This window comes from Martinezella lusitana, from assembly GCF_016901135.1.
GTDB classification, from domain to species: domain Bacteria; phylum Pseudomonadota; class Alphaproteobacteria; order Rhizobiales; family Rhizobiaceae; genus Rhizobium; species Rhizobium lusitanum_D.
This window is the reverse complement of sequence record NZ_JAFEVL010000023.1, coordinates 1-23,705: the sequence shown is the minus strand read 5'-3', so window position 1 is coordinate 23,705 and position 23,705 is coordinate 1. Positions and strand designations below refer to the sequence as shown.

Sequence of the window (23,705 nt, the reverse complement as noted above, 5' to 3'; positions counted from 1 at the left end):
GCCTCTGAATAGGCGACCAGGTTCTTGCGATGGAGCGGGATGTCGACGGCTGGTTCGAAACGCTTGTCGAAGCCAAGGTGGTTGGCGGGGCGCACGGATTTGTGCTTCCAGATGGCAGGATCGTGCCCGGCGTCGCGGCAGCAGGCAAGCGATGTTGGCAGCCAGTCGATCCTTGTCGATCCGCATTCATATCGCTGGCAACACCCGGATTGGAAAGGCCGTCCCTGGGGAAGAGGCCATAATTTATGAGATCCACATCGGGACGCTTACGTGCGAGGGCACGTTTCGGTCGGCAATGGCACAGCTGGAACACCTCGCGGGTATGGGCCGGGAATATTTGCAACAGAACCCTCATCCAGCCAAGGCGGGATGGGCATTGGTTTGGCGACGTGACCGCGCCTCTGAAATCTTGAAAAGCGTCTTTTGACGGACCTTTATCGATACGGCATCTCTTCCGTCAGCTCATCAAGGGACGGGGTCCGGCGTTTTGCCGCCATCAGCAAATCAAGCTCGATCGATGAGGGGCCGAAGCGAATGAAGAGGTCTTCGGCCATTCCGTTGTCCAGACCGTACTTCTGCTGAAAGTCCGCTAGCGTATAAGCTGGTCCCCTTATCGGCCGCCGCCGCTCGCACTGCCGTTGCGTTTCCATATTTGATAATTCTCCTCCATTCCACCAAGCAAATCGATACCCAGGCTGAAAGTTCCTTCGCAGGCGAAATATCGTGAAAATGCATGCAAAGATTGAGTCTAGTTCATAGATAAGCCTTTGTAGTTGCATTATTTTTGGCTTCCCTGTTTGTCCGGAACAATCAGCCGGCAAGCGCGATTCACTCGCACCCCGAGCGCTGGAAACGCGCCGTCTCGGGTTTCTGCTGGGAGGCCTTAATGAGTGACTATCAGATGGATGGCAGGAGCGCCGTTGTCGAACCTTCAAAACCACGAATATTGGAAATACTAGGGCCTGGTCTGGTCACCGGCGCCTCGGACAACGACCCGAGCGGGATCGCGACCTATTCTCAGGCCGGGGCGCAATTCGGATACATTGCGAGCTGGACGCTACTCCTGACCTATCCGCTGATGGTGGCCGTATAGATGATCAGTGCTCGAATCGGCAGGACCACGGGTCGGGGCTTGGCGGGCAGCATGGCCCAGTGTTATCCGAGATGGGTCGGTGTGACGGTCACCATTCCGCTTCTGCTTGCTAATGTCATCAATCTGGGGGCTGATCTTGGAGCGATGGGCGATGCGGCTCATTTGCTCGTCAACGGCTACTCGCTGATCTATGTCGCTGCATTTGGCGCGGTCTGCATCCTCTTGCAGGTGCTTCTGAAATACAAGCGTTACATCGCGGTCCTGAAATGGCTGAGCCTGGCATTGCTCTCCTACATCGCAACGCTGTTCGTCGTGCACGTCGATTGGTCGAGCTTCACGCGCGGGCTCGTGCTGCCGACATTCAAGATGGACCCGAGTTACTGGTCGATGATCGTCGCGATCTTCGGGACGACGATCAGCCCCTATCTTTTCTTCTGGCAGGCCTCGCAGGAAGCCGAAGACCTGAAGGAGAAACCGCGTAAGGAAGCTCTCGTCAAACATCCCCAAGAAGCGGAAAAGGCAAACACGCGCATCACGCTCGATACGCTGATCGGCATGGCGGCGTCCAATATTGTCGCGCTTGCGATCATCACGACGACCGCAGCCACGCTCAACAAGGCGGGAGCGACGAATATCGGCAGCTCCGTCGATGCGGCAAAAGCGATCGAGCCCCTTGCCGGACAATTTGCCAAAATCATCTTCGCGACAGGCATCATAGGAACAGGCCTGTTGGCTGTGCCCGTTTTGGCGGGTTCGGCAGCCTATGCGGTCGGCGAGGCGGCACGTTGGAAGGTAGGGCTATCGCGTGAGCCAAGCGAGGCCAAGGCCTTCTATACGACGGTGGGACTGGCAACGGTTGTGGGAATGCTGCTGAACTTCACGCCCATACCGCCGATGACGGCTTTGTTCTGGAGCGCGGTGATCAACGGCGTGGTCGCCGTTCCCGTCATGGCGATCTTGATGCTGATTGCTTCGAATAAGAAGGTCATGAAGCAGTTTGTCATCGGCCGTAGTTTGAAAACCTTTGGCTGGGCGTCGTGCATTGCCATGTTCGCCGCGGTCGTTGGCATGGCGGTGACCGCATTTTTTTAGGGACAGGGCGGGAACTAAACCTGTGTCCGACTGTTTGGAACGCGAGACCGAGTAGGTCTCGCAGTAACTAAGCCCGAGGAGAGAACATCATGACGAATCAAGGTGGATCCCAGGAATAGCACGTCAAGACTTGCCAGCAGCGCCACAAGAATTCGTAATCTCGCTCGCGGCGTTTCTTTTCCACAGGTGCGATAGGTCGCGTTTGCTGACCGTCTGAGCACCAGAATGCGGCATCCGAGAAGACTTTGAACGATCTCTTTCTGGAAACGCTGAAAGATATCTATTACGCCGAAAAGCAAATCCTGAGGGCGCTGCCAAAGATGGCGCGGGCAGCACAGGCGGAGGAAGGCAAGCAAGGCTTTCTTCACCACCGGGATGAAACCGAAGGTCATGTCGAGCGTCTGGAGCAGGTATTCGAACTCCTGGGAAAGCCAGCGCGCGGAAAGACATGTGAAGCGATCCAGGGCATCATTGCCGAGGCCGACGAGATCGTCGAGGAATTCAAAGGCACGCCGGCGCTCGATGCAGGTCTCATTTCTTCGGCTCAAGCGGTCGAGCATTATGAAATCGCCCGCTATGGGACGCTGATCGAATGGGCGAAGCAATTGGGGCTGAAGGACGCGGTAACTCTCCTACAGCAAACACTTGAGGAGGAGAAGGCCACCGACCAGAAGCTGACGAAACTGGCGGAAACCGTAGCAAATGCGAAGGCCAAGAACGCAGCATAAGGCGCGGTCGACTGCCATTCTTCGGTGCGTTGCGAAGCAGCGCACCGTTCGAGTTTGAACATGACAACATTCTACTTTGCGACGCAAGATAGTGAATGCGCGCGCGACGACGGCGAGGGCTGCGACTTGCCCGATCTCGTCTCTGCGATCGATGAAGCAAAGAATGTTCTATCGGAAATGGCCGCGGACGGGATTCCCCGGAAGGACGGGCAACAGCTTCTTGTCGAGATTTTGAACGGAGAGAAAGTTCCGGTCGTGCGCTTGACGCTGAGATTGGAAATTTCGTTCGTTGCTATAGAGGAAGGAGCAGGAAAGCACACTCATCGGTAGGAATGCCGAATCCTTTGGGTGCGCTTTGTATGATAAGATTGGCAGGAGGGTTTCGGTTCTGTCTCACGCCTATCTCAAGGCCAGCCAACCCATCCAATAAAGAGAACGGCGGCTGGCCTCAACGATTGGATCTTCATCGCCAAAATTGGGGGTCGCTGGTTCCGATAGCCTTTGCGAAACGTTGCTTCGGATCTCCTGGAGACAATGAGTCTACGAAAGACGGTGACTGGGGACCATTGCTCGAAGAAGGCGGCAGCGGACAGATTGGAAAAACCTCTAGGAGCCGAAACCAGCTCAGGCAGAACCTTGCGGTGCCAGTGGGCAGCGCAGGCTAATTCCTCACCAGCGGCGTATAACAGATTGACTCTCATGCGCAATTTGACGCAAAGGAGGGGTACGATAGGCGCCCTAGGGATGCCAACGGCTGCTCCGCCGCAGCGGAGCACTGTTGACCCCTGCCAACCTAAGGAAATATCATATGATGTCGAATGAGAGCCTGCTTGTTTTTCTCCTTGTTGGCGCCCTTGCCGGATGGCTTGCTGGCCAAGTGGTGCGTGGTGGCGGTTTTGGTCTGATCGGAGATGTCGTTGTTGGCATCATCGGTGCGTTTATCGCGGGATTGCTCTTCCCCCGCCTCGGCTTTAGCCTGGGTACAGGTATCGTCAGAGCGATTGTCAACGCCACGATCGGCTCGATCCTCCTTCTGCTGCTGCTCAGGCTTGTCCGTCGGGCATAATCGCCCCAGCACAAGAATTTGTCGAAAGATTTGGCGTTGTCGCGAGTGACAATAACCGGCGAGATAGCGCGCGCGGGGAGGCCGTGGTAGGCATCGCCGAGACCTGCCTTACGATCGTTGTTCGATGCGGCAAGCCTGGTCGGCGTACAGCAGCACCTTCCGGGAGACGAGGCCAAGGAGGCAGTTTTTCACGATTTCGCATTGTGCCTGAAAACGGGCGCAATGTCGGTCCTGGCGGGAAATCGCTACGCTCATCCATCTCAGCGCCTCATACCTGGCGGGCCGGGCCAGATCATACGGCACGATGATGACTGGCTTTCTCATCCCTATTTCCACCTATGTTGGCGGCTTCCGTGACAATCTCGATTTCGAACCGCATGAATTGCTGATTCAGGGTTTCCGCGAACTCTGTTGAGCGAGGGGTTCACGCAATGCACCGCCTAGCGCTGGCAGGAATCCAAAGAGTCCCCTTCAGGATGCGTTGAAGGCATTGCGCCCGGCGCAGGCATGACGTTGGTGCGGTGGGCCGGGGATGTTTAATGGGCCTGTCGCAAATTTTTTTGGTTAACGGCATGTTTGACGAACGCCGAAGAAATTCGCGCTCCCGATGTTGTGGAGCGTGCCGATGATTCTGAATGCCATTGCCGAAAAGCTGAAGCCCTGTCGAAGGATGATTTCAAGGGGCGGCATTTCGAGGCATGGCTGATCATGCAGGCAGTCGCCTGGTACTTGCGCTATCCGTTGAGTTACCGCGATCTGGAAGAGATGTTTAGCGAGCGCGGTTTCGAGGTCGACCACAGCACGATCAATCGCTGGGTGCTCGCCTATGCTCCGATGATCGAGAAACGCCTGCGCCAGTTCCGCCAACCCCATTGCGGTTCGGTCCGGATCGACGAGACCTACGTCAAGATCCGGGGCAAGTGGCGCTATCTGTACCGAGCCATCGATAAACACGGGAACCCGGTGGATTTCCTGCTGACCGCAAGGCGCGACCTCGATGCAGCCAAGCGCTTCTTCCGCAAAATGCTGCGGGACGAGCCCCTGCTCGCGCCGGAAAAGATCGGCACGGATGGCGCCAATACGTTCCCGTCAGCGATTAAAATGTCAGTCGATGATGGGCTCCTGCATCCAGATCCGGTACACTATGGCACCAAGCATCTACAACAAGGCATCGAGAGCGACCATTTCAGGGTGAAGAAGAACATGCCGAAAATCGGTAGCTTCCAGTCATTCAACACCGCGCGGCGGACGATCGCCGGCTTCGAAGCGATGCTGTGGCTGCGGAAGGGCTTTGGCTTTTCCGGTGGCTGGACGCCGTTGGCAGGCCGCTCCACCCCATCAAATTAGGTGCCGGGCTATCTTATTGAAACTATTGCAGAGAGAGTCTTACGATTAACTGCCAAACGACACTCTGCAACCGACATTACGCGCTAGTGGGCATCCCGCAAGTCGCGCCGTGTTTCCTCAGACGTGACCGCCCGCGCTTTTAACAGCAATATGCTGGCGATGATCTGGAGACTATTGGCAACGCGGTGCTGCATTTCCTGCAGCAAGAGGTGGCTCGGGAAATTCGAACAGCTAGGATAAGTGGAATTTCTGCCTGACTTCGGCTTAGATGCCGGGAACACGAGATAGCATGACAAGACGACCGCGCCGTACCCATACACCGGCTTTCAAGGCGAAGGTGGCGCTTGCCGCCGTCAGGGGCGAGCAGACGCTGGTGGAATTATCCCAGCAGTTCGATGTGCACGCCAATCAGATCAAACAGTGGAAAGACCAACTCCTTGAGGGAGCGACGGGCGTTTTCGGCGATGAAGCCAGGACCGAACCGGCGAGCCCAACCGTCGATGTCAAAACACTCCATGCCAAGATTGGAGAATTGACGCTGGAGAATGATTTTTTATCCGGTGCGCTCGGCAAAGCCGGGTTGCTGAGCGGAAAGAAATGATCAATCGCGGGCACAAACTGTCGGTCGTGCGCCAGGCAAAGCTTCTCGGCTTCAGTCGTGGCAGTGTCTATTATTTGCCGCGTCCCGTGTCAGATGACGATCTGGCCCTGATGCGGCGGCGGACGAATGCTGCGCATTCGCTCGGGGATCGACGAACTCCACCTCGATTACCCGTTTGCTGGAAGCCGCATGTTGCAATGGCTTTTGAAGGCAGAAGGGCTGCGGACAGGGCGACTTCACGTTGCCACGCTGATGAAGAGGATGGGTATTGAGGCGATCTACCGTCGCCCCAATACGTCAAAACCGGCACCTGGTCACAAGGTCTATCCGTATCTCCTGCGCAAACTGGCGGTTATCAGGCCCAATCAGGTCTGGGCCATGGATATCAGCTATATTCCAATGGCGCGGGGCTTCGTCTATCTCTGCGCTGTCGTCGATTGGTTTAGTCGTCGGGTTCTGTCGTGGCGGCTCTCGATCACAATGGAAGCGGCCTTTGTATTGAAGCAGTCGAAGAGGCGCTTGCCCGGTATGGCAAGCCTGACATCTTCAATACGGATCAGGGGTCGCAGTTCACTTCCACCGACTTCACGGCGGTGCTGAAGAAGGCCGAAATCGCCATCTCGATGGACGGCAAGGGTGCATGGCGAGACAATGTCTTCGTCGAGCGGCTCTGGCGGTCGATCAAATACGAAGAGGTCTATCTCCACGCCTACAAAAGCGTGTCCGAGGCCCGAACTGGCATCGGCCGCTATCTGATCTTTTACAACGCCCGACGTCCACATTCATCCCTTGACCGGCAGACGCCGGATCAGGCTTACTTCAACGCGCTGACACCGATGAAGGTCGCAGCATAATCGAGGCGGAAATCCACTTAGCGAAACGCTCGAAACTGTTCAGACAAACCGAGCCACCTCTGCAGGATTTCCTTCTGATGTAGCAGCTGTTCTGTCTGCTTAAGGAGCTCTTCCTTTTCCCGCTCGATCTTGCGCCGATCCGTGACATCGGTGAATGCCAGCAGGATCATCGAGCGGCGGCTATCCCCGTAAGTGACCTGTCGGGCGTTGAGCAGCATGGTCCGGCGCCCGAGATCGGGAAAATCATGCGCGACCTCAAAGCCCTCCATCGAGGCATGTTCGGGAATGATCGTCTCAAGAACAACGCGCAGGGCGGGAATATCCCATTGACCGTCACCGAGGGCGTAAAGCAGACGGTCTCTTGTATATTCGGGATCGAACTTGAAAGTCTCATGAAACGAACGGCTGGCAGCCAGCACACGAAACCGGTCGTCGAGGACAATAAAGGGCTCTGGAATGGTATTCACAATTGCTTGCGCCAAGGTCTGCGCGTCTTCGATATTTTGAAAATCGATCATCGGCCGCGGATCACTTGTTCGCAATGAAGGTTCAATTATCAACGTATAGTACACTCCTCCTCGGCAAATGTCGCCGCCTGGCTAAGCTAGGCGAGATGCCATATCGGGCCGGCGCTTCTGGGATTGTCGCCAGAATTGTGGCTGCGAGTTTGTCCTATCGAGTCGCAACACGCCGGCCTTTCCGCTGGCTGCACATCGCGTCGATCACTGATAATCTAGCCGGAGCAACAGGAAAAATTGGGCATGATACCTCTCGGCAAGCCAATCGAACAAATTCTGGGGCTCGGCGCCCTTCTTCTGCTTGCGCTCGGTTGCGCTCTCGTGCTTCAGCCATTCCTGTCAGCCATCCTGTGGGCGGCGGTGATCTGCTTCTCGACATGGCCGGTCTACAGGAGGTGCGAGCGGGCAGTCGGTGGCAATAAAAGTGTGGCCGCCACCATGATGACGTTGTTGGTCGCCCTCGTTCTGGTCGCACCGTTCGCCGTTATGGTGCCGACATTGACGGACAGCGTAGGCAACCTGCTCACGGCTGTGAACCAAGTTCTCGAGCAAGGCCCTCCGACGCCGCCGCACTGGGTCGCAGGACTCCCGTTAATCGGCGAGAACCTGGCTGCCTATTGGGAGAGCTTGGCCCACAATGCGCCCGCGTTCACCATTGAACTGAAGAAGCTGATCGGCCCCGCCACAAACTTAGCAGTTGCCAGCGGGGCGGTGCTCGGCGCTGGGCTCCTCGAACTCGGGCTGAGCGTATTCATCGCCTTCTTCTTCTTCCTTCACGCTCGGCGGATGGCGGCCCACGTGCGCGCAGTCGGCGAAAGATTCGCCGGGCTCCGGGCCCGAGAGCTGCTTGTGGTCGTGGGCGCGACCGTCAAGGGCGTCATTTACGGCTTGATCGGCACGGCACTCGCCCAGGCCCTCTTAGCCGGCATTGGTTTCTGGATCGCCGGTGTACCTCAGGCGCTGCTGCTTGGTTTCCTTACGTTCATCCTGTCGTTTGTGCCGGCAGGCCCCCCGCTTGTATGGGGCTCGGTGGCGCTATGGTTTCTTGCCCAGGGTGCCATTTGGCGGAGTATCTTCGTCGCGGCGTGGGGCTTGCTCCTTGTCAGCAGCATCGACAACGTCATCAGACCCTACGTCCTCGGCAAAACCAACAACCTGCCGGTGTTGCTCGGCCTCTTCGGGCTCCTTGGTGGCGTCATCGCCTTTGGCTTCATCGGCATCTTTCTCGGGCCAACGCTGCTGGCGGTCGCCTACAGCCTCTTCCGTGAGTGGACCATGGCCGAAGTCGAGGAACGCAGCCACCCCACGCCGCCTTCCAATTCCGACTGAGCGAATGTCAACGTGACTTTAACCGTGGCTCCGGAACAGGGTGGCCCGTTGCGGTTGTTTCGCACGAAGGCGCCGATGTGCCATTGGCCATGGCCGCCGGTTGCCGGTAACTTTATATCTCGCGGAGTTCCTGCGTGGACACGTCTCCAGGCGTCGCTGAATACCAGCGTCCTCGGCCGTAGCCGGCGCCTTCCGTTGGCAGCATCGCACAACAGCCGGTGAACAGCGTTTCGTGGCTACGCTTGCGTGGCTCATGCTTTCGCGAGCGGCACCACGCCTCTGACCTCGGCCTCCAGGGAAGCGACCGAATTAGGGCCCCGCCCCACATGCTTTGCGTCCCCAGATGTATCGCGACCGATACTTCGGAGTGATGTCTTGCGAGGTCCGTAGCGATTGACATGTAACGGCTGTAACATTATGCAATCAGCCATGACCGACCTGACCTGGCTGTTACTCATCTACAAAGTGCCAACCGAGCCGGCTGCCAAGCGCGTCGCGCTCTGGCGCAAGCTCAAGGGCCTCGGTGCAGTGTATTTGCAGAACGGTGTCTGTCTGCTGCCGAAAACGGACGAGAACGCCCGACGTATGAAGATGCTCGACAACGACGTCGCCGAAATGGGCGGGGAAGCCGTGCTGCTCGAAACCGCGGCGCTCGATCCAGCTCAACAAGAGCGTGTGGCCAGCCGGTTCAAGGCAGATCGCGACGAACATTACCGGGAGTTTCTGGAACGATGCGGTGATTTCGAAAAGGAAATCGCCAAGGAGCTTGCCGCGCAGAAATTCACCTATGCTGAACTGGAAGAAGAAGATGCCGATCTGAAGAAGCTACAGGACTGGCTTGAGAAAATCAGGAAGCTCGATTTCTACGGCGCCCCGCTGGCCGTCGATGCCTCCGAACGTCTTAAGGCTTGCGAGAAACTGCTCGACGCCTTCGCCAGCCAGGTGTTCGAGGCGCATGAGGAAACCCGAAGTGCGTCGAACCCACTCGAACCGAAGGGCTGACAGCATGGCAATCATGGGCACAGGACTTCGGCGGGTTGTGACGCGTGTGGCGCTGTTGAATCTCGCTTATTTCGGATTGGAGTTCGCCGTCGCGATCGCAATTGGCTCCGTGTCTCTGTTGGCAGATAGCGTCGACTTCCTTGAAGACGCTTCCATCAATCTCCTGATCGCCCTGGCGTTGGGATGGAGCTTACGCAACCGTGCCCGCCTCGGTGTCTTGCTGGCGGGCATCCTGCTCGTGCCGGGCCTGGCGACCCTTTGGACGGCGTATCAGAAATTCCTAGTGCCGGTTGCGCCGGACCCGCTGCCGCTCGTCCTGACTGGGCTCGGCGCGGCGGCTATCAATTTCGCCTGTGCGTCCATGCTGGTGCGCTACCGCCAGCACGGCGGCAGCCTGACGCGAGCGGCCTTCCTGTCGGCCCGCAATGATGTGGTCGCCAACATTGCCATCATCGGAGCCGGTCTTGTCACCGCATTCGTCTGGAACTCGGCGTGGCCCGACCTGCTGGTGGGGCTGGGGATCGCCGCGATGAACGCGGATGCGGCAAAAGAAGTATGGGAAGCGGCCCGTGCGGAGCATCGCTCCGCGACGCCTTAACACTCCGGCTGACAAGAGGGCGTTCAGGCTGGATCGTGCGGGCGAAGAAGGCGCTGGCTGCAGCCTCGTCGCGGTGCTCGGACAGCATGAAATCAAGGGTTTTGCCGAATTTATCGACCGCGCGATAGAAATAGGTCCACTTGCCTTTGACCTGAATATAGGTTTCGTCCATTCGCCAGGAACGGCTGGTCGCGGATTTGCGGCGCCGGCATGGCAGGCAATAAGCGGCGAATATTTCACGACCCATCTGTTCAGCGTCGTGTGGTGGGAGGCAATTCTAGCGCTCGGCGGCATCCTGATTCGACGAGAGTGCCGTGGCCCCATAGCTCGCCCGCAAGGAAGGTCATTCGAGATTTGTATGGTTCTTGCGCATATCTGCGTCGGACACGCCCAACCTATCCTTTAGCTTCAGGGTCATTACTTCGAACAGCACGAACAGTGCTCCTTCGAAAACAGATCCCATCGCCATTGCCGACTTGGCTTCTCCCTGATCATTTGCCATCGTCTGCGCTGGCAAAACCAACACCTCGTCCGATCCTTGCGGCACAGGGCCTTGCGGCTGCGCTGTTATGGTTAGGACTAGCGCCCCCGAAGCGCGGGCGACCCCGACAAGGGCTGATGCTGTCGAGAGCGTTCCTGGTCCGGCCACGACCAGGAAAAGATCTCCATGGCCTATGGCAGGAGTGACCATTTCCCCGACGACGGAGACCGCCCGCCCCATATGGAAAAGCCTCATGGCAAACCCACGAATTTGTAATCCTTCACGACCGCAGCCGAATACGCTGACGTGACGGGCCATGGCGATGAGCTCGACCGTGCGATCTATCGCGTCGGCGTCGATGCTATCCACGGACGCAGCAATCTCCTCGATCACCCGCCAGTGCAATCCGTTCTTCGCTTCAAGACTATTCACGCTGATTCCCTTTACCAAAACGTCGTTTGACTTTCAGAATTCCCAACACCCTATGAATTCAGGTAATTGAACGTATCTGTTGAGCTATTTCAGCTTCGCTTGCAGGATGACGACACCGAGCAGGAACAAGCCACGAATCACCGATTGCCAGTAAGCCGAGAGCGAAATCCAGCCGAGACCATTTTCGAAGTTGAGGATGTTGAAGACCATTGCAAGCAACAGCACGCCGGCCAGGGTCGCGCCGATAGAGCCGACGCCGCCGGTGAGCAGTGTCCCGCCGACGACGACCGATGCGATGGCGAACAATTCCCAGCCAACCCCTTCGGTGGGCTGACCGGCGCCGAACTGCGAAGCAAGGATGACGCCCGCAAGACCGGCGAGAATGCCGGACGTTATGTACACGCCCATCAATGCGCGTTCAACTTTGAGGCCCATCAGCTTGGCGGTCACCTCGCCATCGCCAATGGCGAGAATGCGCCTGCCGATAGGGTGTCGCTCCAGCGTGATCCAGCCGCAAATATAGATGAACAGTGCGATCCATGCGGGGGTCGGAAAGCCGAGGAAGTCACCTTGGCCGATATCGGTAAATCCTGAATCGTAGGATACCGATACGGATTGATTGTTGGCCAGAAGCAACCCCGTTCCGTAGGCGGCCAGCATGGCTGCAAGCGTGGCGATAAATGGCTGAATTCTTAAGCGTGTAATGAGGAGGCCATTGATGGTGCCTACCGCGAGACCCGCCGCCAGGCCGCCGGCGAGACCCAGAGCCCAATGATAGGGAGAGAGGAGAGCGGCTACCACGCTGGACATAGCCGCTGTACCACCGACCGATAAGTCAATGCCGCCGGTCATAATGACCAACGCCATGCCCAGCGCAATCAGGGCGAACATTGAATTATAACGCAGAAAAGAAAGCGCGTTGTAGGAGGATAGAAAGTGATCGTAGCGGAGAGTGCCGAACAGGATCAGCCCCAGAAGGGCAGCGACAACGCCGAGACGGGCGAGGTCACCGCTGGATCGTGGAGCGAATGGCCCGAGATAGGAAAACTTGGAAGCGGTTGATCTCATGATTTACCCTCTCTCCGTGTGCTGCTGAATGAAGACGGCAACAATGATCAACCCCGCTTTTACGACGAGTGCGGCGGCATCCGGAACGCCGTTGGCCAGCAAGGTATAGCGCACAAGTTGGATGACGCAGGCGCCAAGCAGAGTGCCGATGATATTGGCTCTCCCGCCACTCAGCAGCGTACCGCCGACGGCCACTGCGGCGATGGCGTCGAGCTCCATGCCCAACCCAACCAGATTGGCGTCACTGGCCGAATTACGGGCAACCACGACCAGACCCGCGATGCCGGCAAGCGCACCGCTGACAATATAGACTATCCGCTTGACCCGCTGAGCTGGAATACCCGCGAGGCGCGCCGCCATCTCGTTGCCGCCCACCGCGATAATCCGCCGCCCAAAACCGGTACGGCGGACAACGAAGGCGGTAATGGCGACCATCACGGCCATGATGATGACTTGCACTGGAATACCGAGGATCCGTCCGAGTGCGATGAACTGGAAGGCGTCATTCTTGAAAGACTGGAGATTGCCGTTGGTCAGCACTTGGGCGATGCCGCGACCAGCAATGAAGAGGACTAGTGTCGCTATGATCGGCTGGATCTTGTAATGTGTAACAAGGAAGCCATTGAACCACCCAAACAAGGCCGCGACAGCCACGGGGACTGTGAGAGCCAGTCCCACAGCGACAACCGGATTGGGGATAGGCACGATCTCGCCGAGCAAGATCATTGGCGCCAGCGCGCCGGAAATCGCCATCAGAGATCCGACGGAAAGGTCGATGCCCCCGGTCGCGATGACCAGTGTCATGCCGGTCGCAACGATGACGATCGTGGCGACTTGGGTGAGATTGACGTTGAGCGTTTGCAATGACAGGAAATTCGGCGTCACCGCCATATTGAAAGCGATCAGGACGAGAAGCGCGGCAAGCGTACCATAGCGGCCAATCCAGACAAACCAGTTCACATGCGGGCGAGTAGCGGTTGGCGGAAGTGAGTGAGGCGCGGTCATGCTACCGCCTTGCTCTGGTGAGCCATGGCGGTCATTAGTCGATCCTCTGATAGTTCATCTGCTGACAAATGAGCGACCGAGCGACCGTCCGACAGGACCGTCACATGATCCGCGACGGCGATCAATTCTTCGAGTTCGGAGGAAATCATCAATACGCTCAGACCGTCATCGGCGAGTGACCGAAGCAGGTTCAAGATTTCTGCCTTTGCACCGACATCAATACCTCGTGTTGGCTCGTCGATGATCAGCAGGCGGGGATTCATGCATAGCCAGCGGGCAAGCAGGACTTTCTGCTGATTGCCGCCGGAAAGCTCTCGGATCGGCTGTTCTGGCGATGCGCACTTGATGCCGAGAGCTTTTATATATTTGTCTACGATCGCCTTCTGCGCGGCGCGATCGACGATCCCGGACTTCTGCAGCCGGGGCAGAATGGCGAGCGTCATATTCTCGCGTACGCTCATGTCAGGCACGATGCCTTCCACTTTGCGATCTTCCGATACGAAGCCACATCCAGCGGCGATCGCGTCGACAGGTTCGTTATAAGCAGTCGCCTTGCCCGCAACGAGGACTGTCCCGCCATCGCGGCGATCAATTCCGTAGATCAGACGTGCGGTCTCAGTTCTTCCTGAGCCAAGCAGACCTGCCAGACCGGCGATTTCGCCTTTGCCGATGGATAGCGAGACGTCGCGAACCCGTAAGCCAGCGCTCAGGTTCTTTGCCTCGACAAGCGTCTCCCTTGGATTCCCACTCCGGTTACCCGCACCCGCCGTGAAAGCGGTCAGTTCCTTGCCAAGCATTGTGCGGACCAGTTCGACCTTGGAAATATCCTTCATGGCAGTGGCAGCGACCGTACGGCCATCGCGCATCACGGTTATGCGGTCGCAGATCGCATAGAGCTCGTCCAGACGATGACTGATGAAAACAGTAGCAACACCGTCAGCTTTCAATGCGTGGATTGTCTCGAAGAGAACAGCAACCTCGCGTTCGTCGAGCGAGGAGGTCGGCTCGTCCATGATGACGAGGCGGGCGTTCTGCGTGACGCCTCTGGCGATCGCTACCATCTGCCGGGTGGCCGCTCCGAAATCCTCAAGGGGTCGTTCGACATCAATATCTAGCTTGAATCGCGTCAGCACCGCTCTTGCGTCGGCGCACATTTTATTGCGATCGACAAGGCAGAATTTCTTGGGCTCACGGCCCAAGAAGATGTTCTCTGCAACGGAGCGGTGCTGCGCCAAGTTGATCTCTTGGTAGATAGTAGCGATGCCAGCCGTCTGGCTTTCGGCGGTAGATTGGAAGTTCGCCTGTTTCCCTTCAAAAGTGATGTCACCGTTGTCGCGAAAATAGGCTCCGGTGAGGATCTTAATGAGTGTCGACTTGCCGGCGCCGTTCTGTCCTATCAGCGCCATCACTTCCGCGGGCTCGATTTCGAGTGAGGCTTCTGTCAACACTCGAACACCGCCAAAGCTTTTGTCGATGGCCGTCATCGAAAGCAGCATATTCATTATCCTATGGGACGCTCCCCGTGGCGGAACGTAAGTTTGAAACGCCAAACAGGGTCCAGTCGAAGGCCCCGCGCTAGACGCAACGCAGCTGCCGACCAGACCCCGCCCGGAAGGGATCAGTATGCCTTTGGCAACGCATCCTTGGCATTGGAAGAATCATAGAAGTTGTCGACGTTCTTCACCCAAGGTTCAATTTTCTCACCCTTGGCGAGCCGCGCCATGGTTTCGAAGGCCTTAGGGCCAAAGCGCGGATTGCATTCGACGCTTGATCCGAGCTTGCCATCGACGATCGCCTGAACACCGTCCTTTTCGCCATCAATGGAAACCACCAGCACATCTTTGCCCGGTGTTTTGCCTGCAGCCTCTAGAGCTGCGATGGCGCCCATCGCCATCTCGTCGGCGTGGGTATAAATAATATCGGCTTCAGGATGTGCCTGGATAAGTGTTTCGGCGACTTGCCGACCCTTGTCGCGTGAGAAATCACCCGACTGAGAAGCGACGATCGTGAAGCCACCAGCTTTGGCGATCGCCTCATCAAAGCCTTTCTTACGGTCGTTCGCTGGGGACGAGCCGGTAGTACCTTCGATTTCGATGATCTTCGATTTGCCGTTAGCATTCTTCGCCAGCCATTCGGCCGCCTGCCGACCTTCCTGAACGAAGTCCGAGCCAATGAAAGTCACATAATCCTGACCAGCCTTGGCCAACGACTGATCGACGTTGCGGTCGAGCAGAATAACCGGGATTCCTGCCTTCTTGGCGGCCATCACGGCTGGAATAAGTGGCTTTTCTTCACGCGGCGTCAAAAAGATCAAGTCGACACCCTGCGCGATCATCGAGTTGACGTCGGCAACTTGCTTTGCGGCTGAGCTCGCAGCGTCGGTGTAGACGAGCTGATAACCGAGCTCTTTGGCCTTGTCCTGCATGCTCTTTGTTTGCGCGATACGCCACGGATTGTTGCTTTCGCTTTGGGCGAAGCCGACCTTGTAGCTAGCCTTTTTGGTCAGGACTGGCAGGCCATCTGCAAAGACCTGACCTGATAGTAAGGCTGCGCTCGCCCCGACTGCCGAGGCAATTATCAAATTTCGACGCGTAAGTGACATGAAAGGGTTCCTCCCGGTTTTCATTCCTCAGTGGCATCACCACGGATGCATATTCATTCAGTTATAATTATGAGTCAATATCAATAATAATTATAAATTGCGCAGCCTGTTGCGCGTTATGCGCCAAGACGCTAGAACTATATGAATAGGAATAGATTTTTTGACTATCTGTCGTGACGCCACGCAAGACGGTCCGCGGGGAATCGGAACCGACATGGAAGCGGCGATTGGAAGGCGCGCACTGACAATCAGGATCTACGTCGAGTTTAATAATAATTATAAATTTGCAGCGAGGAACGACAGGGAATTTCTGATCTCAGAGACGAGCATCCAAAAGAAGCGTTTAGATAACTGAAAGCGACATGAGAACAACAACGCATAAGATGCGCAGAGGTGTCCAAGTACGGACGGCGCGTGTAACAATGACTGATATTGCAAAGGAAGCAGGCTGCTCTCAGGCGACTGTTTCCTTGGTGCTGAACCGGACCGAGGGCGTGAAGATATCGCCCGATACAAGAGCACGTGTAATTAGCGTTGCGCGCGACCTTGGTTACAGTGCGGCAAACTTTCCCGATCTTTTTGAACCAGACATGCCGGTCGGAAGCGAGTCCACGATTGCATTCGTTGTAGACCAGCTGGCGACAAGCCCTGAGGCCGCCATTGCAATCGACGGGGCTCGACAAGCAGCGTGGGGCGCCGGGAATGTAATTATTTCAGCGCAGACGATGTCTGATCCGATCATGGAGCCCCACACGATCGAGGCCCTGCTGTCACGGCGCGTTTCCGCAATGATTTACATGACGATAATCACTAGGGAGTTGAAGGCACCCGAGCTTCTCTACAGGCTGGGAATCCCACTGGTTTTACTGAATTGCTACACCACAGATCATGCCTTTCCGGCAGTCGTACCCAGTGAAATTGCCGGCGGTGAAGGCGCTACAAAGCATCTCATCGACCATGGCCATCGGCGGATCGCCACGATCCTCGGCGAATCCTGGATGGATGCATCGAAAAGTCGTTTGGAAGGATATCGTCGCGCATTGGCGACCGCTGACATCCGGTTCGATCCAGAATTGGTGGTAGAAGGGGATTGGTCAACAACAGGTGGCTTTGCAGCAACTCAAAAGCTTTTGAAGCTCAACAGCCCACCCACGGCGATATTCTGTCAGAACGACAGGATGGCTTTGGGTTGTTATGACGCGCTGAAGGAAGCGGGACTTCGCATCCCGGAGGACGTGTCGGTCGTGGGCTATGACGACGAGGACGTTTCACGCCATATGCGCCCCCGGCTGACGTCTTGCGTATTACCCCATCGCGCAATGGGGCGTTGGGCGATCGATCGATTGGCGGAGCCTTTTACTCCCGACCGTAAGCGCTTCCCGATTACAAAAATCGAGTGCACCTTGGTGCCCCGTGACTCCGTTAGTGGGCCGCGAAGCCTGTGAAATCTATCTTGGGGTCGCGTTGGTGCAGGGATCCGATTTCAACATTTTACATCTATGCGGCTGCGATCGAAAATGGCTAGATTGATCCAGCATGCCGCACAAGCATAACGCCTCCCGTCGACACCTCATCAGCAAGATGAAATTCACAGTGACGAACTGGCAGGAGTACGAGGCGGGCCTTCGTCGCCGTGGCAGTTTGACCCTTTGGGTGACGCCGGAAGCGTTCGCAGGTTGGGCTGCACCGCTGCGCAAGACAAGAGGTGGCAAGCCACGTTACTCCGATCTGGCGATCGAGACGACCTTGATGCTGGGTATGGTATTCGGACTGCGGTTGCGCCAAAGCGAAGGCCTTTTGCGTTCGGTTCTTGCGCTGATGGGATTAGATCTGCCTGTGCCCGATCACACGGCACTCAGCCGCAGGGCAAGAACCTGGGTGGCATCTGTCGAACGACGAGCTACGCCAGATCTACCTCTTCACGTTCTGGTCGACAGCACAGGGCTGAAGATCTATGGCACCGGCCAATGGCTGGAAGAAAAGCATGGCGCAAAGTCCCGCCGTGGCTGGCGAAAACTGCATCTGGCGCTTGATGCCGACAGTGGCGAGATCATTGCACATAGCCTGACAGATCAGGAAACCGGCGATGCCTCGCAGCTTGAGCCGTTGCTGGACCAGATCGACGATGAGATCGGCCAGTTCACTGCCGATGGAGCTTATGATGGCGAGCCAAGCTATGACGCCGTGCTGCGTCACAGTGCAGGCGCAGAGGTCATCATTCCACCGCGCTCGAACGCGGTTGGACGGCTCAACGCCCAAGCATCCTGCCAGCGAGACGACCACATTGCATCTATGCAGACAGATGGGCGGCTGAAATGGCAGGCATCAACCGGCTATGGCAAGCGGCGCTGATCGAAACCGCGATGGGGAGATACAAGGGCATCATCGGGCCGTGTTTAGGCGCTCGTTCGTTCGCCGCTCAGCAGACAGAGGCTGCTATCGGCGTCGCCATTCTAACCGATTGCTCGCCTGCGGACGCCCGAAATCCGTTCGCTGTAATGCACCGATCGCGGCAACGAAATAAACGATATATCAAAGACCGAATTCCGCACAAACGCTGATCCACGCACCAATGCCATCCAAGGGTGCCCCCTTAAAAACGGAAACACGATGCCGGATGATCGCCGGGGAGACATTCAGGTTTTGCGCTAATTCGAGATCATAAATCCTTACCTCAGGTGCATTGACGGGATCTATGGCCTCGAGGAAACATTTCAAAGATGGTGCAAAAACTATCCAAATCTGTCACCATCTCCGCCTGTCTAAGGGAGAGTATCCATGAGATTCGGTCTTTTTCTTGCCATAACGACGTTGGGAATCGTCGCCGGTACCGAGGCACACGCAGCCGCTGGCCGCGACTATGAAGTCGCATATTACAAGGAATACGGGCTCAAGACGCAAGTCGGAACCTTCTACAAGCCGTGCGGCACCGGCGCAGCGAGACTGACTGGGCGCCGGACGCCCTATTTTACGAAATCTCAGTCGACATGCCGGGGCGGTGGCGGGCACTCGCCACCGTCGTCGGTCAGTTGCCACTTCACCCAGCCGGGCTGTACGGACGCTCTCGCCCGGGTGATCCCGAAGAAACCGCGCAAGAACGTGACGACCGCCAAAACGGTGAAACATCCCAGTTAATCAGCGCCCTGCTGACGGCACCGCAAGTCATTGCCAGATCGGGCTCTAAGGGTGTTATGTCTCGATCATTGTCGGTGAAGCCGTCGTGGTCCTGAAACTGATTGAGTAGCAGCATGCGCGCCCTGCGGAGCACATTCACCTAACCCTGTGAGCAAAAGGCGTAACGGCCTCTGACAAATGGTCCCGAGAACTTCTTGCACTGGCAAGCTTGCGAGGAAGAACCTCAGCGGCTCAATCGAAGCCCTAGCCTTGCCGCTACTCCTCGGAAGGGCAGATCCTGTAGATGCCAGTTGCGCCAGCCGGGACGGTGACCGAGCGTGCGCCGCCGTTCGGACAAACATCGCAACCCGCAATCGCAGTGGACATCGATCGCCGCGCCGTTCACATGGCATATATCCAATTTTCACTTCTGCATATTCCCGCGACCGTTCTGGTCGGCGATAGCCTGGCGATGAGATTTCATGAGGAGTGGCACACGCCGGCCCATGTCATGGGCGGCTGGAATGCGAAGCTCCGGAGAGCCGAGCAAAAAGGGGAAGGGGGCTGCACCGAGGCCTACGCCCGCGGCATCCGGACATGATCGTGTGCAACCCGCAGAACCAAAGCTACCGTCCTTTGATGTCGAAAGGACTGGTCAGCTCAGGCTTTTCCAAGTTCCTCAAATGGAACGACTTGATTGCGCGTAGCGGTGCTTTCCGGGCTTGCGAAATAGTCAAATAATTTGTATATTTCGTATTAATTGAAGGGAGCGTGATGATGGAAAAATTCTCGACCGTCGAATTGCTGCGAGACATCAAGACTGTGACCATGGCGGCAGACCGCCAGCCCGTCGCGATCACGCAGCATCGTAAGCCAAGATATGTCCTCATGACCTACGACGAATTTGAAGCTCTGAAAAGCCGAGGTGATCCGCGCCGGGTCTATGGTCCGAACGAAGCTCCCGCAGATCTCGCGGCAATGATCCTTCCCGAGCTTGACCGGCTGATAGAGGAAGGGCGAGACGCCAATGGCTGACGTCCCGGCCAACGGTTCCGTAATCCGATACCCCTATCTCTGGGCGTGGCAACGCGACAAGGGAGAAACGGAAGGGCGGAAAAGCCGACCCGTTTGCATGGTTCTTGCGATTCCCAAGGGGAATCAGACGAACCTCATTCTGCTGGCCATTTCGGGAACGCCGCCCCGCTCCGATCAAACAGGCCTTGGAGATTCCACAACTCGAATGCCGACGCGCCGGCATTCGAGAATGGAAAGATGCGTGGATCACTGTGTCGGAATTCAATCACGACCTGGCGGAAGCCTCATTCTACTACGATCCGAATGCGGAAGTGCTGGGATCGTTCAGCAAGGGCTTTCTTGCGAAGATCGCCGCAGCCTTCAAGCCGTTTCTGGCAAGCGCTAATGCCAGAATAAGCCGTACCGAATGAAGCGCGGTGCCCGCGCATCCGAGGCGGCGGTATGTCGTCTCCAGCCTTTGAACGCATCGAGCGGTGCGCTGGCTGGGACAAGGGGTGCTCATGGCACCCCATCCCTCGGAACTCCCTGCCCGCCCATGAAAAGCGGAGCGCAAGGAGCGGGGGCAGTCGGTCCCGCTTCCCCTTGGGGGCACCATGTTGAAGCTCCTGCGGCTGCCCTTGTTCCGCTCCTTGCGCGTCGAGAACTCCCGAAATCCCGGCCCTCGGCCGGCGCTCGCGCTGATTTCTCCGATACTCTCCATCATTTCCGGATCGCGCCTTGCTCGTTTCACGTCGCGTCGGCACGATCGGCGGCCGTGCCTGCCTCTTGCAATTCCAGCCTCCGTGAATTAAATGTGGTTACGTAACCACAAATGTCGGGGCCACGAACGTTGGAGTTTGCCATGACCGTCACCACGCTTTCAGGCCGTGAACTCAATCAGGATCTTGGCCGCGCAAAGCGCGCCGCCAAGGACGGCCCTGTCATCATCACTGACAGGGGACGGCCCGCGCACGTCCTCCTGTCGTTCGACGAGTACAAGCGGCTTACCGGAAAAATGCGGACGCTCGGTGATATGCTGGCTGCGCCGGGAGCGGAAGACGTTGACTTGCCTCTCCCGCAGCGCACTGAACATGCCAAGCCGGTTGACCTGTCCTGATGCTATTACTCGATACCAATGTCGTGTCTGAACTCCGCAAAGTCGCGAGCGGCAGGGCTGATCCCAATGTCGCGGCCTGGAACGAGACCATCGATCCGGCCGAGACCTTCATTTCGTCCGTGGTTCTGCACGAACTGGAGATTGGCGTTCGGCTGGTGGAGCACAATGACCCCGTTGCCGGGAAGGTACTGCGCAACTGGCTGGAAAACACGGTCCTCGGGACATTTTCCGGCCGTATCCTGCCGCTGGACGAAGCGGCAGCCGTTCAGGCGGCGAAATGGCATGTACCCAATCCCAGGCCGATCAATGACGCCCATATCGCGGCCGTAGCCTTCACCCGGCGTATGACACTGGTCACGCGAAACGTCAAAGATTTCGAGGGCATGGGAGTGAATCTCGTGAATCCGTGGGATATGCCGGCGTAACAGTTTTAGATTCCAACTGAATCTTCGCTCTTAATTCCCACCTGGACCCGACGGAGTCACCCTGACTTTCCGGCGTGATCGTTTGTGCGATGCGGCTATGACTGAACCCGTTTTCCAGCCGCAGCGCCGTGGGACGGCGCGGTCACGGCCGGAGCAAGCCGCAGGCGAGCGGTGGCCAAGCGAAGGAAACCCGCGCTCCCATCTAGCGCCGTAGGGTTTTCCGGAGCTTCGCGGGAAACGCCCCTTGAACCGTAACCGGTGTTCTGGCCCCACGTTGCCCGCCGTCGCCTGATCTGTGATCGAGTTTCCATGGACGAGCGACAAGGAGTTTCTCCATGGACACTACATTGGAGGTTCTCACGACGCGGCGGGGCCGACGTGAGGCTCATCGTCAATGGCCGGATGAGGTCAAGGCGCGGATCGTTTCGGAGAGCTTGCGTCCGGGCGTAACGGTAAACGAGGTCGCAGAACGCCATGGGCTAAAAGCCAATCATCTGTCGTCCTGGCGGACACTTGCGCGGCAGGGCAAGCTGGTTTTGCCCGAGCCGGAAGACGCAGTCGAATTCGCGGCCATGGTTGTCGAGATGCCCGCACCGGAACCACCAGCCACCAAGCAGACCTCCCGCGCCGAGATTGTCGTCGGTCCTGTCACCATCCGTCTTGAGGAAGGGGCGTCTGCTGCCCGGATCGCCGCCATCGCGCGTGCCCTGGCGGCGGCGACATGATCTTTCCATCAAACCGCGTGCGGATCATGGTCGCAACCAAACCAGTCGACTTCCGCAAGGGGCATGACGGATTGGCGGCGCTGGTGAAGAACGAGCTGCACAAGGACCCGTTCACCGGAACGGTCTTCGTGTTCAGGTCTCGTAAGGCAGACCGGCTGAAGCTGATCTACTGGGATGGAAGCGGCATCGTGCTGGCCTACAAGCGGCTGGAAGAGCACACCTTCACCTGGCCCGGCATCAAGGATGGCCTGATGACGCTGACCCACGCCCAGTTCGAAGCCCTGTTTGCAGGCCTTGATTGGCGGCGGGTTCATGCCGTCCAGCCGAGAACGCCAGAGACCATCGAATAGCTGCGGCACGATGACTCAGCACGACAGATTCCAAGGGCAAATCGGCGCGGGATTTGGTAGGTTCTGGCCATGCTTGATGTCGCCGATCTTCCCGATGATGTTGCCACCCGAAGAGTATCTCGATCCGGCAAAATGGGGATTTCCTATCAGCACGAAATGACTTCATGAATCGGGGGTCAGTGGCCGGAAATCAGGTCTTATCATTTACCACGGCTGAGTGAGTTGGCCGCCTCGGGCCGATATGCGCCAATGGCTTCCGTGCTTCTGCGTCGACCAGACGCCAGAGTTCGTATCGATGGGCGGAGGCTTTGTCGACGAGCCGGGATGGACGGCGGAGGACTTTCTGCGGAGAATACCAGGCCCACGCGCGGTTGAACGCGCAAGCGCGGCGAAAGATCGAGATTCAGCGGTAGCTTGACCCAACTTGGCAAGCTCGCGATCTTCCGTTTCGCGCCAATTGCCGTCATTGACCAGATTCTGGAAGGGCTAAATGCAAGGCAACGAAGCCACACCAACAGTAACTCAAGGCCTTCTAAGGCTGGGCACGCTATTCGTAATTGTCGCGGCTTGCGGCTTCTTCTTCTGGGACATGTTCAGTGAGACCGCAGCTCTAAATCGGCTCGCTACGACTGCCCGAAGCTATCACTATACGGAAAGCTGTGATGCCGAAGGTAACCTCGTTTCTGCAAAACCGGCTAACTGCATCGATCTTAACCATTATGTCTTTGTCTACGGTCCTGTGATGAAGGCGATGCGCAGGGACTGCACTGGAAAGCCAGCAGCGATGCTATCTTTCGAGAAGGGTAAAGTAGCTACGACAGAAATCAATCTCGTTGAGAAGATGCTACAGTTCCGGGCTCAAAATGGGGCGAGTTCCCCGTGTGGATCACATCGTTAGGGGATAGAAGAGACCGACAGCCGTGTCGGCCGAATCGCGCCCGCATCTCGGCCGTAGGGGTAAGCGTTGCCCTTGCCCGAAAGGAGACATCCCGGCGAGAATGCGAAGTCGTGGCTGCGCCTCAAGCACGAACCCGCTACGCGGGAGGGCGCGCGCGGTGAGTTTGGTATGATTATCTGAGGTTCTAGGCAGGCTGTTGGTGTTGCCTGACCATGACGTTCCCTTCAACGAGAGGAACGTTCAATG

General features: G+C 57.3%; 25 protein-coding genes and 6 pseudogenes. 21 read left to right on the top strand and 10 right to left on the bottom strand.

Features of this window, described 5'->3' with window-relative positions:
* Nucleotides 1-434: 434 nt before the first annotated feature.
* Nucleotides 435-650: a hypothetical protein gene (locus JTP94_RS09975; protein ID WP_204850352.1), complete on the bottom strand. Its 216-nt coding sequence runs from the start codon at nt 648-650 to the stop codon at nt 435-437.
* Between the two features lie 236 nt (nt 651-886).
* Between JTP94_RS09975 and JTP94_RS35880 the strand changes: the two genes are divergently transcribed.
* From JTP94_RS35880 to JTP94_RS09955, 5 genes are all read left to right on the top strand, one after another.
* Nucleotides 887-1,093: a hypothetical protein gene (locus tag JTP94_RS35880; protein WP_312038145.1), complete on the top strand. Its 207-nt coding sequence runs from the start codon at nt 887-889 to the stop codon at nt 1,091-1,093.
* Entirely contained in the window at nt 1,094-2,185 is a 1,092-nt protein-coding gene (locus JTP94_RS09970) for a divalent metal cation transporter (protein WP_312038144.1), read from the top strand.
* 245 nt (nt 2,186-2,430) lie between these two features.
* Nucleotides 2,431-2,913 carry a ferritin-like domain-containing protein gene (locus tag JTP94_RS09965; RefSeq protein ID WP_204850351.1) on the top strand — a complete coding sequence of 161 codons (483 nt, stop codon included), beginning with the start codon at nt 2,431-2,433 and terminating at the stop codon, nt 2,911-2,913.
* 60 nt (nt 2,914-2,973) lie between these two features.
* Nucleotides 2,974-3,243, top strand: a complete 270-nt coding sequence (locus JTP94_RS09960; RefSeq protein ID WP_204850350.1) for a DUF6894 family protein — start codon at nt 2,974-2,976, stop codon at nt 3,241-3,243.
* Nucleotides 3,244-3,724: 481 nt separating this feature from the next.
* Nucleotides 3,725-3,979, top strand: a complete 255-nt coding sequence (locus JTP94_RS09955) for a GlsB/YeaQ/YmgE family stress response membrane protein (protein WP_204850372.1) — start codon at nt 3,725-3,727, stop codon at nt 3,977-3,979.
* A 108-nt stretch (nt 3,980-4,087) separates the two neighbouring features.
* Here JTP94_RS09955 and JTP94_RS09950 read toward each other — a convergent pair whose 3' ends face one another.
* On the bottom strand, nt 4,088-4,303 hold the full coding sequence (locus tag JTP94_RS09950) for a hypothetical protein (RefSeq protein ID WP_204850349.1): 216 nt from the start codon (nt 4,301-4,303) through the stop codon (nt 4,088-4,090).
* Between the two features lie 301 nt (nt 4,304-4,604).
* Between JTP94_RS09950 and JTP94_RS09945 the strand changes: the two are divergent.
* A pseudogene (locus JTP94_RS09945) lies at nt 4,605-5,326 on the top strand (IS6 family transposase).
* 86 nt (nt 5,327-5,412) lie between these two features.
* Here JTP94_RS09945 and JTP94_RS09940 read toward each other — a convergent pair.
* A pseudogene (locus JTP94_RS09940) lies at nt 5,413-5,535 on the bottom strand (histidine kinase dimerization/phosphoacceptor domain -containing protein); the annotation flags it as partial.
* An 80-nt stretch (nt 5,536-5,615) separates the two neighbouring features.
* Here JTP94_RS09940 and JTP94_RS09935 point away from each other — a divergent pair.
* Nucleotides 5,616-6,781: pseudogene (locus tag JTP94_RS09935) on the top strand (IS3 family transposase).
* 56 nt (nt 6,782-6,837) lie between these two features.
* On the opposite strand, the pseudogene JTP94_RS09930 reads toward JTP94_RS09935, so the two are convergent.
* Nucleotides 6,838-7,299 (bottom strand): annotated as a pseudogene (locus JTP94_RS09930) (PAS domain-containing protein); the annotation flags it as partial.
* Between the two features lie 243 nt (nt 7,300-7,542).
* Here JTP94_RS09930 and JTP94_RS09925 point away from each other — a divergent pair.
* The 3 genes from JTP94_RS09925 to JTP94_RS09915 all read left to right on the top strand — a co-directional run bounded on the left by JTP94_RS09925 (nt 7,543) and on the right by JTP94_RS09915 (nt 10,228).
* Nucleotides 7,543-8,628: an AI-2E family transporter gene (locus JTP94_RS09925; RefSeq protein WP_204850348.1), complete on the top strand. Its 1,086-nt coding sequence runs from the start codon at nt 7,543-7,545 to the stop codon at nt 8,626-8,628.
* 429 nt (nt 8,629-9,057) lie between these two features.
* The gene (locus tag JTP94_RS09920; RefSeq protein ID WP_204850347.1) at nt 9,058-9,630 is read left to right on the top strand and encodes a Chromate resistance protein ChrB; all 573 of its coding nucleotides are present in this window, start codon (nt 9,058-9,060) and stop codon (nt 9,628-9,630) included.
* A 13-nt stretch (nt 9,631-9,643) separates the two neighbouring features.
* Nucleotides 9,644-10,228 carry a cation transporter gene (locus tag JTP94_RS09915; protein ID WP_204850346.1) on the top strand — a complete coding sequence of 195 codons (585 nt, stop codon included), beginning with the start codon at nt 9,644-9,646 and terminating at the stop codon, nt 10,226-10,228.
* 1 nt (nt 10,229) lies between these two features.
* Here JTP94_RS09915 and JTP94_RS09910 read toward each other — a convergent pair.
* The 6 genes and pseudogenes from JTP94_RS09910 to JTP94_RS09885 form a co-directional block, all read right to left on the bottom strand.
* Nucleotides 10,230-10,492, bottom strand: a pseudogene (locus JTP94_RS09910) (DDE-type integrase/transposase/recombinase); the annotation flags it as partial.
* Nucleotides 10,493-10,571: 79 nt separating this feature from the next.
* Nucleotides 10,572-11,159, bottom strand: a complete 588-nt coding sequence (locus JTP94_RS09905) for an SIS domain-containing protein (RefSeq protein ID WP_246754769.1) — start codon at nt 11,157-11,159, stop codon at nt 10,572-10,574.
* Between the two features lie 66 nt (nt 11,160-11,225).
* Nucleotides 11,226-12,209, bottom strand: coding sequence for an ABC transporter permease (locus JTP94_RS09900; RefSeq protein WP_204850345.1), 984 nt, complete (start codon nt 12,207-12,209; stop codon nt 11,226-11,228).
* Between the two features lie 3 nt (nt 12,210-12,212).
* Entirely contained in the window at nt 12,213-13,214 is a 1,002-nt protein-coding gene (locus JTP94_RS09895; RefSeq protein WP_204850344.1) for an ABC transporter permease, read from the bottom strand.
* The gene (locus JTP94_RS09890) at nt 13,211-14,710 is read right to left on the bottom strand and encodes a sugar ABC transporter ATP-binding protein (RefSeq protein ID WP_204850343.1); all 1,500 of its coding nucleotides are present in this window, start codon (nt 14,708-14,710) and stop codon (nt 13,211-13,213) included. The genes JTP94_RS09895 and JTP94_RS09890 overlap by 4 nt, the downstream gene beginning before the upstream one ends.
* Before the next feature lie 122 nt (nt 14,711-14,832).
* Nucleotides 14,833-15,816 (bottom strand): ABC transporter substrate-binding protein, encoded by a 984-nt coding sequence (locus JTP94_RS09885; protein ID WP_204850342.1) that lies wholly within the window; start codon nt 15,814-15,816, stop codon nt 14,833-14,835.
* 422 nt (nt 15,817-16,238) lie between these two features.
* On the opposite strand from JTP94_RS09885, the gene JTP94_RS09880 reads away from it, so the two are divergent.
* The 11 genes and pseudogenes from JTP94_RS09880 (at nt 16,239) to JTP94_RS09830 (ending at nt 23,459) form a co-directional block, all read left to right on the top strand.
* Nucleotides 16,239-17,261: a LacI family DNA-binding transcriptional regulator gene (locus JTP94_RS09880; protein WP_204850341.1), complete on the top strand. Its 1,023-nt coding sequence runs from the start codon at nt 16,239-16,241 to the stop codon at nt 17,259-17,261.
* A 91-nt stretch (nt 17,262-17,352) separates the two neighbouring features.
* Nucleotides 17,353-18,340 (top strand): annotated as a pseudogene (locus tag JTP94_RS09875) (IS5 family transposase).
* A gap of 254 nt (nt 18,341-18,594) precedes the next feature.
* Nucleotides 18,595-18,951, top strand: coding sequence for a hypothetical protein (locus JTP94_RS09870; RefSeq protein WP_204850340.1), 357 nt, complete (start codon nt 18,595-18,597; stop codon nt 18,949-18,951).
* 283 nt (nt 18,952-19,234) lie between these two features.
* The gene (locus tag JTP94_RS09865) at nt 19,235-19,531 is read left to right on the top strand and encodes a hypothetical protein (RefSeq protein ID WP_204850339.1); all 297 of its coding nucleotides are present in this window, start codon (nt 19,235-19,237) and stop codon (nt 19,529-19,531) included.
* Nucleotides 19,532-19,707: 176 nt separating this feature from the next.
* A complete protein-coding gene (locus JTP94_RS09860; protein ID WP_204850338.1) occupies nt 19,708-19,965 on the top strand; it encodes a type II toxin-antitoxin system Phd/YefM family antitoxin in 258 nt (85 codons plus the stop codon).
* Nucleotides 19,966-20,216: 251 nt separating this feature from the next.
* Nucleotides 20,217-20,375 (top strand): hypothetical protein, encoded by a 159-nt coding sequence (locus JTP94_RS36020; protein ID WP_409456599.1) that lies wholly within the window; start codon nt 20,217-20,219, stop codon nt 20,373-20,375.
* Nucleotides 20,376-20,806: 431 nt separating this feature from the next.
* Nucleotides 20,807-21,061, top strand: a complete 255-nt coding sequence (locus tag JTP94_RS09850; protein WP_034510174.1) for a type II toxin-antitoxin system Phd/YefM family antitoxin — start codon at nt 20,807-20,809, stop codon at nt 21,059-21,061.
* Complete coding sequence (locus tag JTP94_RS09845) at nt 21,061-21,486, top strand: type II toxin-antitoxin system VapC family toxin (protein ID WP_204850337.1); 426 nt, start codon at nt 21,061-21,063, stop codon at nt 21,484-21,486. Before JTP94_RS09850 ends, JTP94_RS09845 begins: the two co-directional genes overlap by 1 nt.
* A 335-nt stretch (nt 21,487-21,821) precedes the next feature.
* Nucleotides 21,822-22,211, top strand: coding sequence for an IS66-like element accessory protein TnpA (gene tnpA, locus JTP94_RS09840; protein ID WP_204850336.1), 390 nt, complete (start codon nt 21,822-21,824; stop codon nt 22,209-22,211).
* A complete protein-coding gene (gene tnpB / locus JTP94_RS09835; RefSeq protein ID WP_204850335.1) occupies nt 22,208-22,561 on the top strand; it encodes an IS66 family insertion sequence element accessory protein TnpB in 354 nt (117 codons plus the stop codon). Before tnpA ends, tnpB begins: the two co-directional genes overlap by 4 nt.
* A 490-nt stretch (nt 22,562-23,051) precedes the next feature.
* A complete protein-coding gene (locus JTP94_RS09830) occupies nt 23,052-23,459 on the top strand; it encodes a hypothetical protein (protein ID WP_204850334.1) in 408 nt (135 codons plus the stop codon).
* Nucleotides 23,460-23,705: the final 246 nt, after the last annotated feature.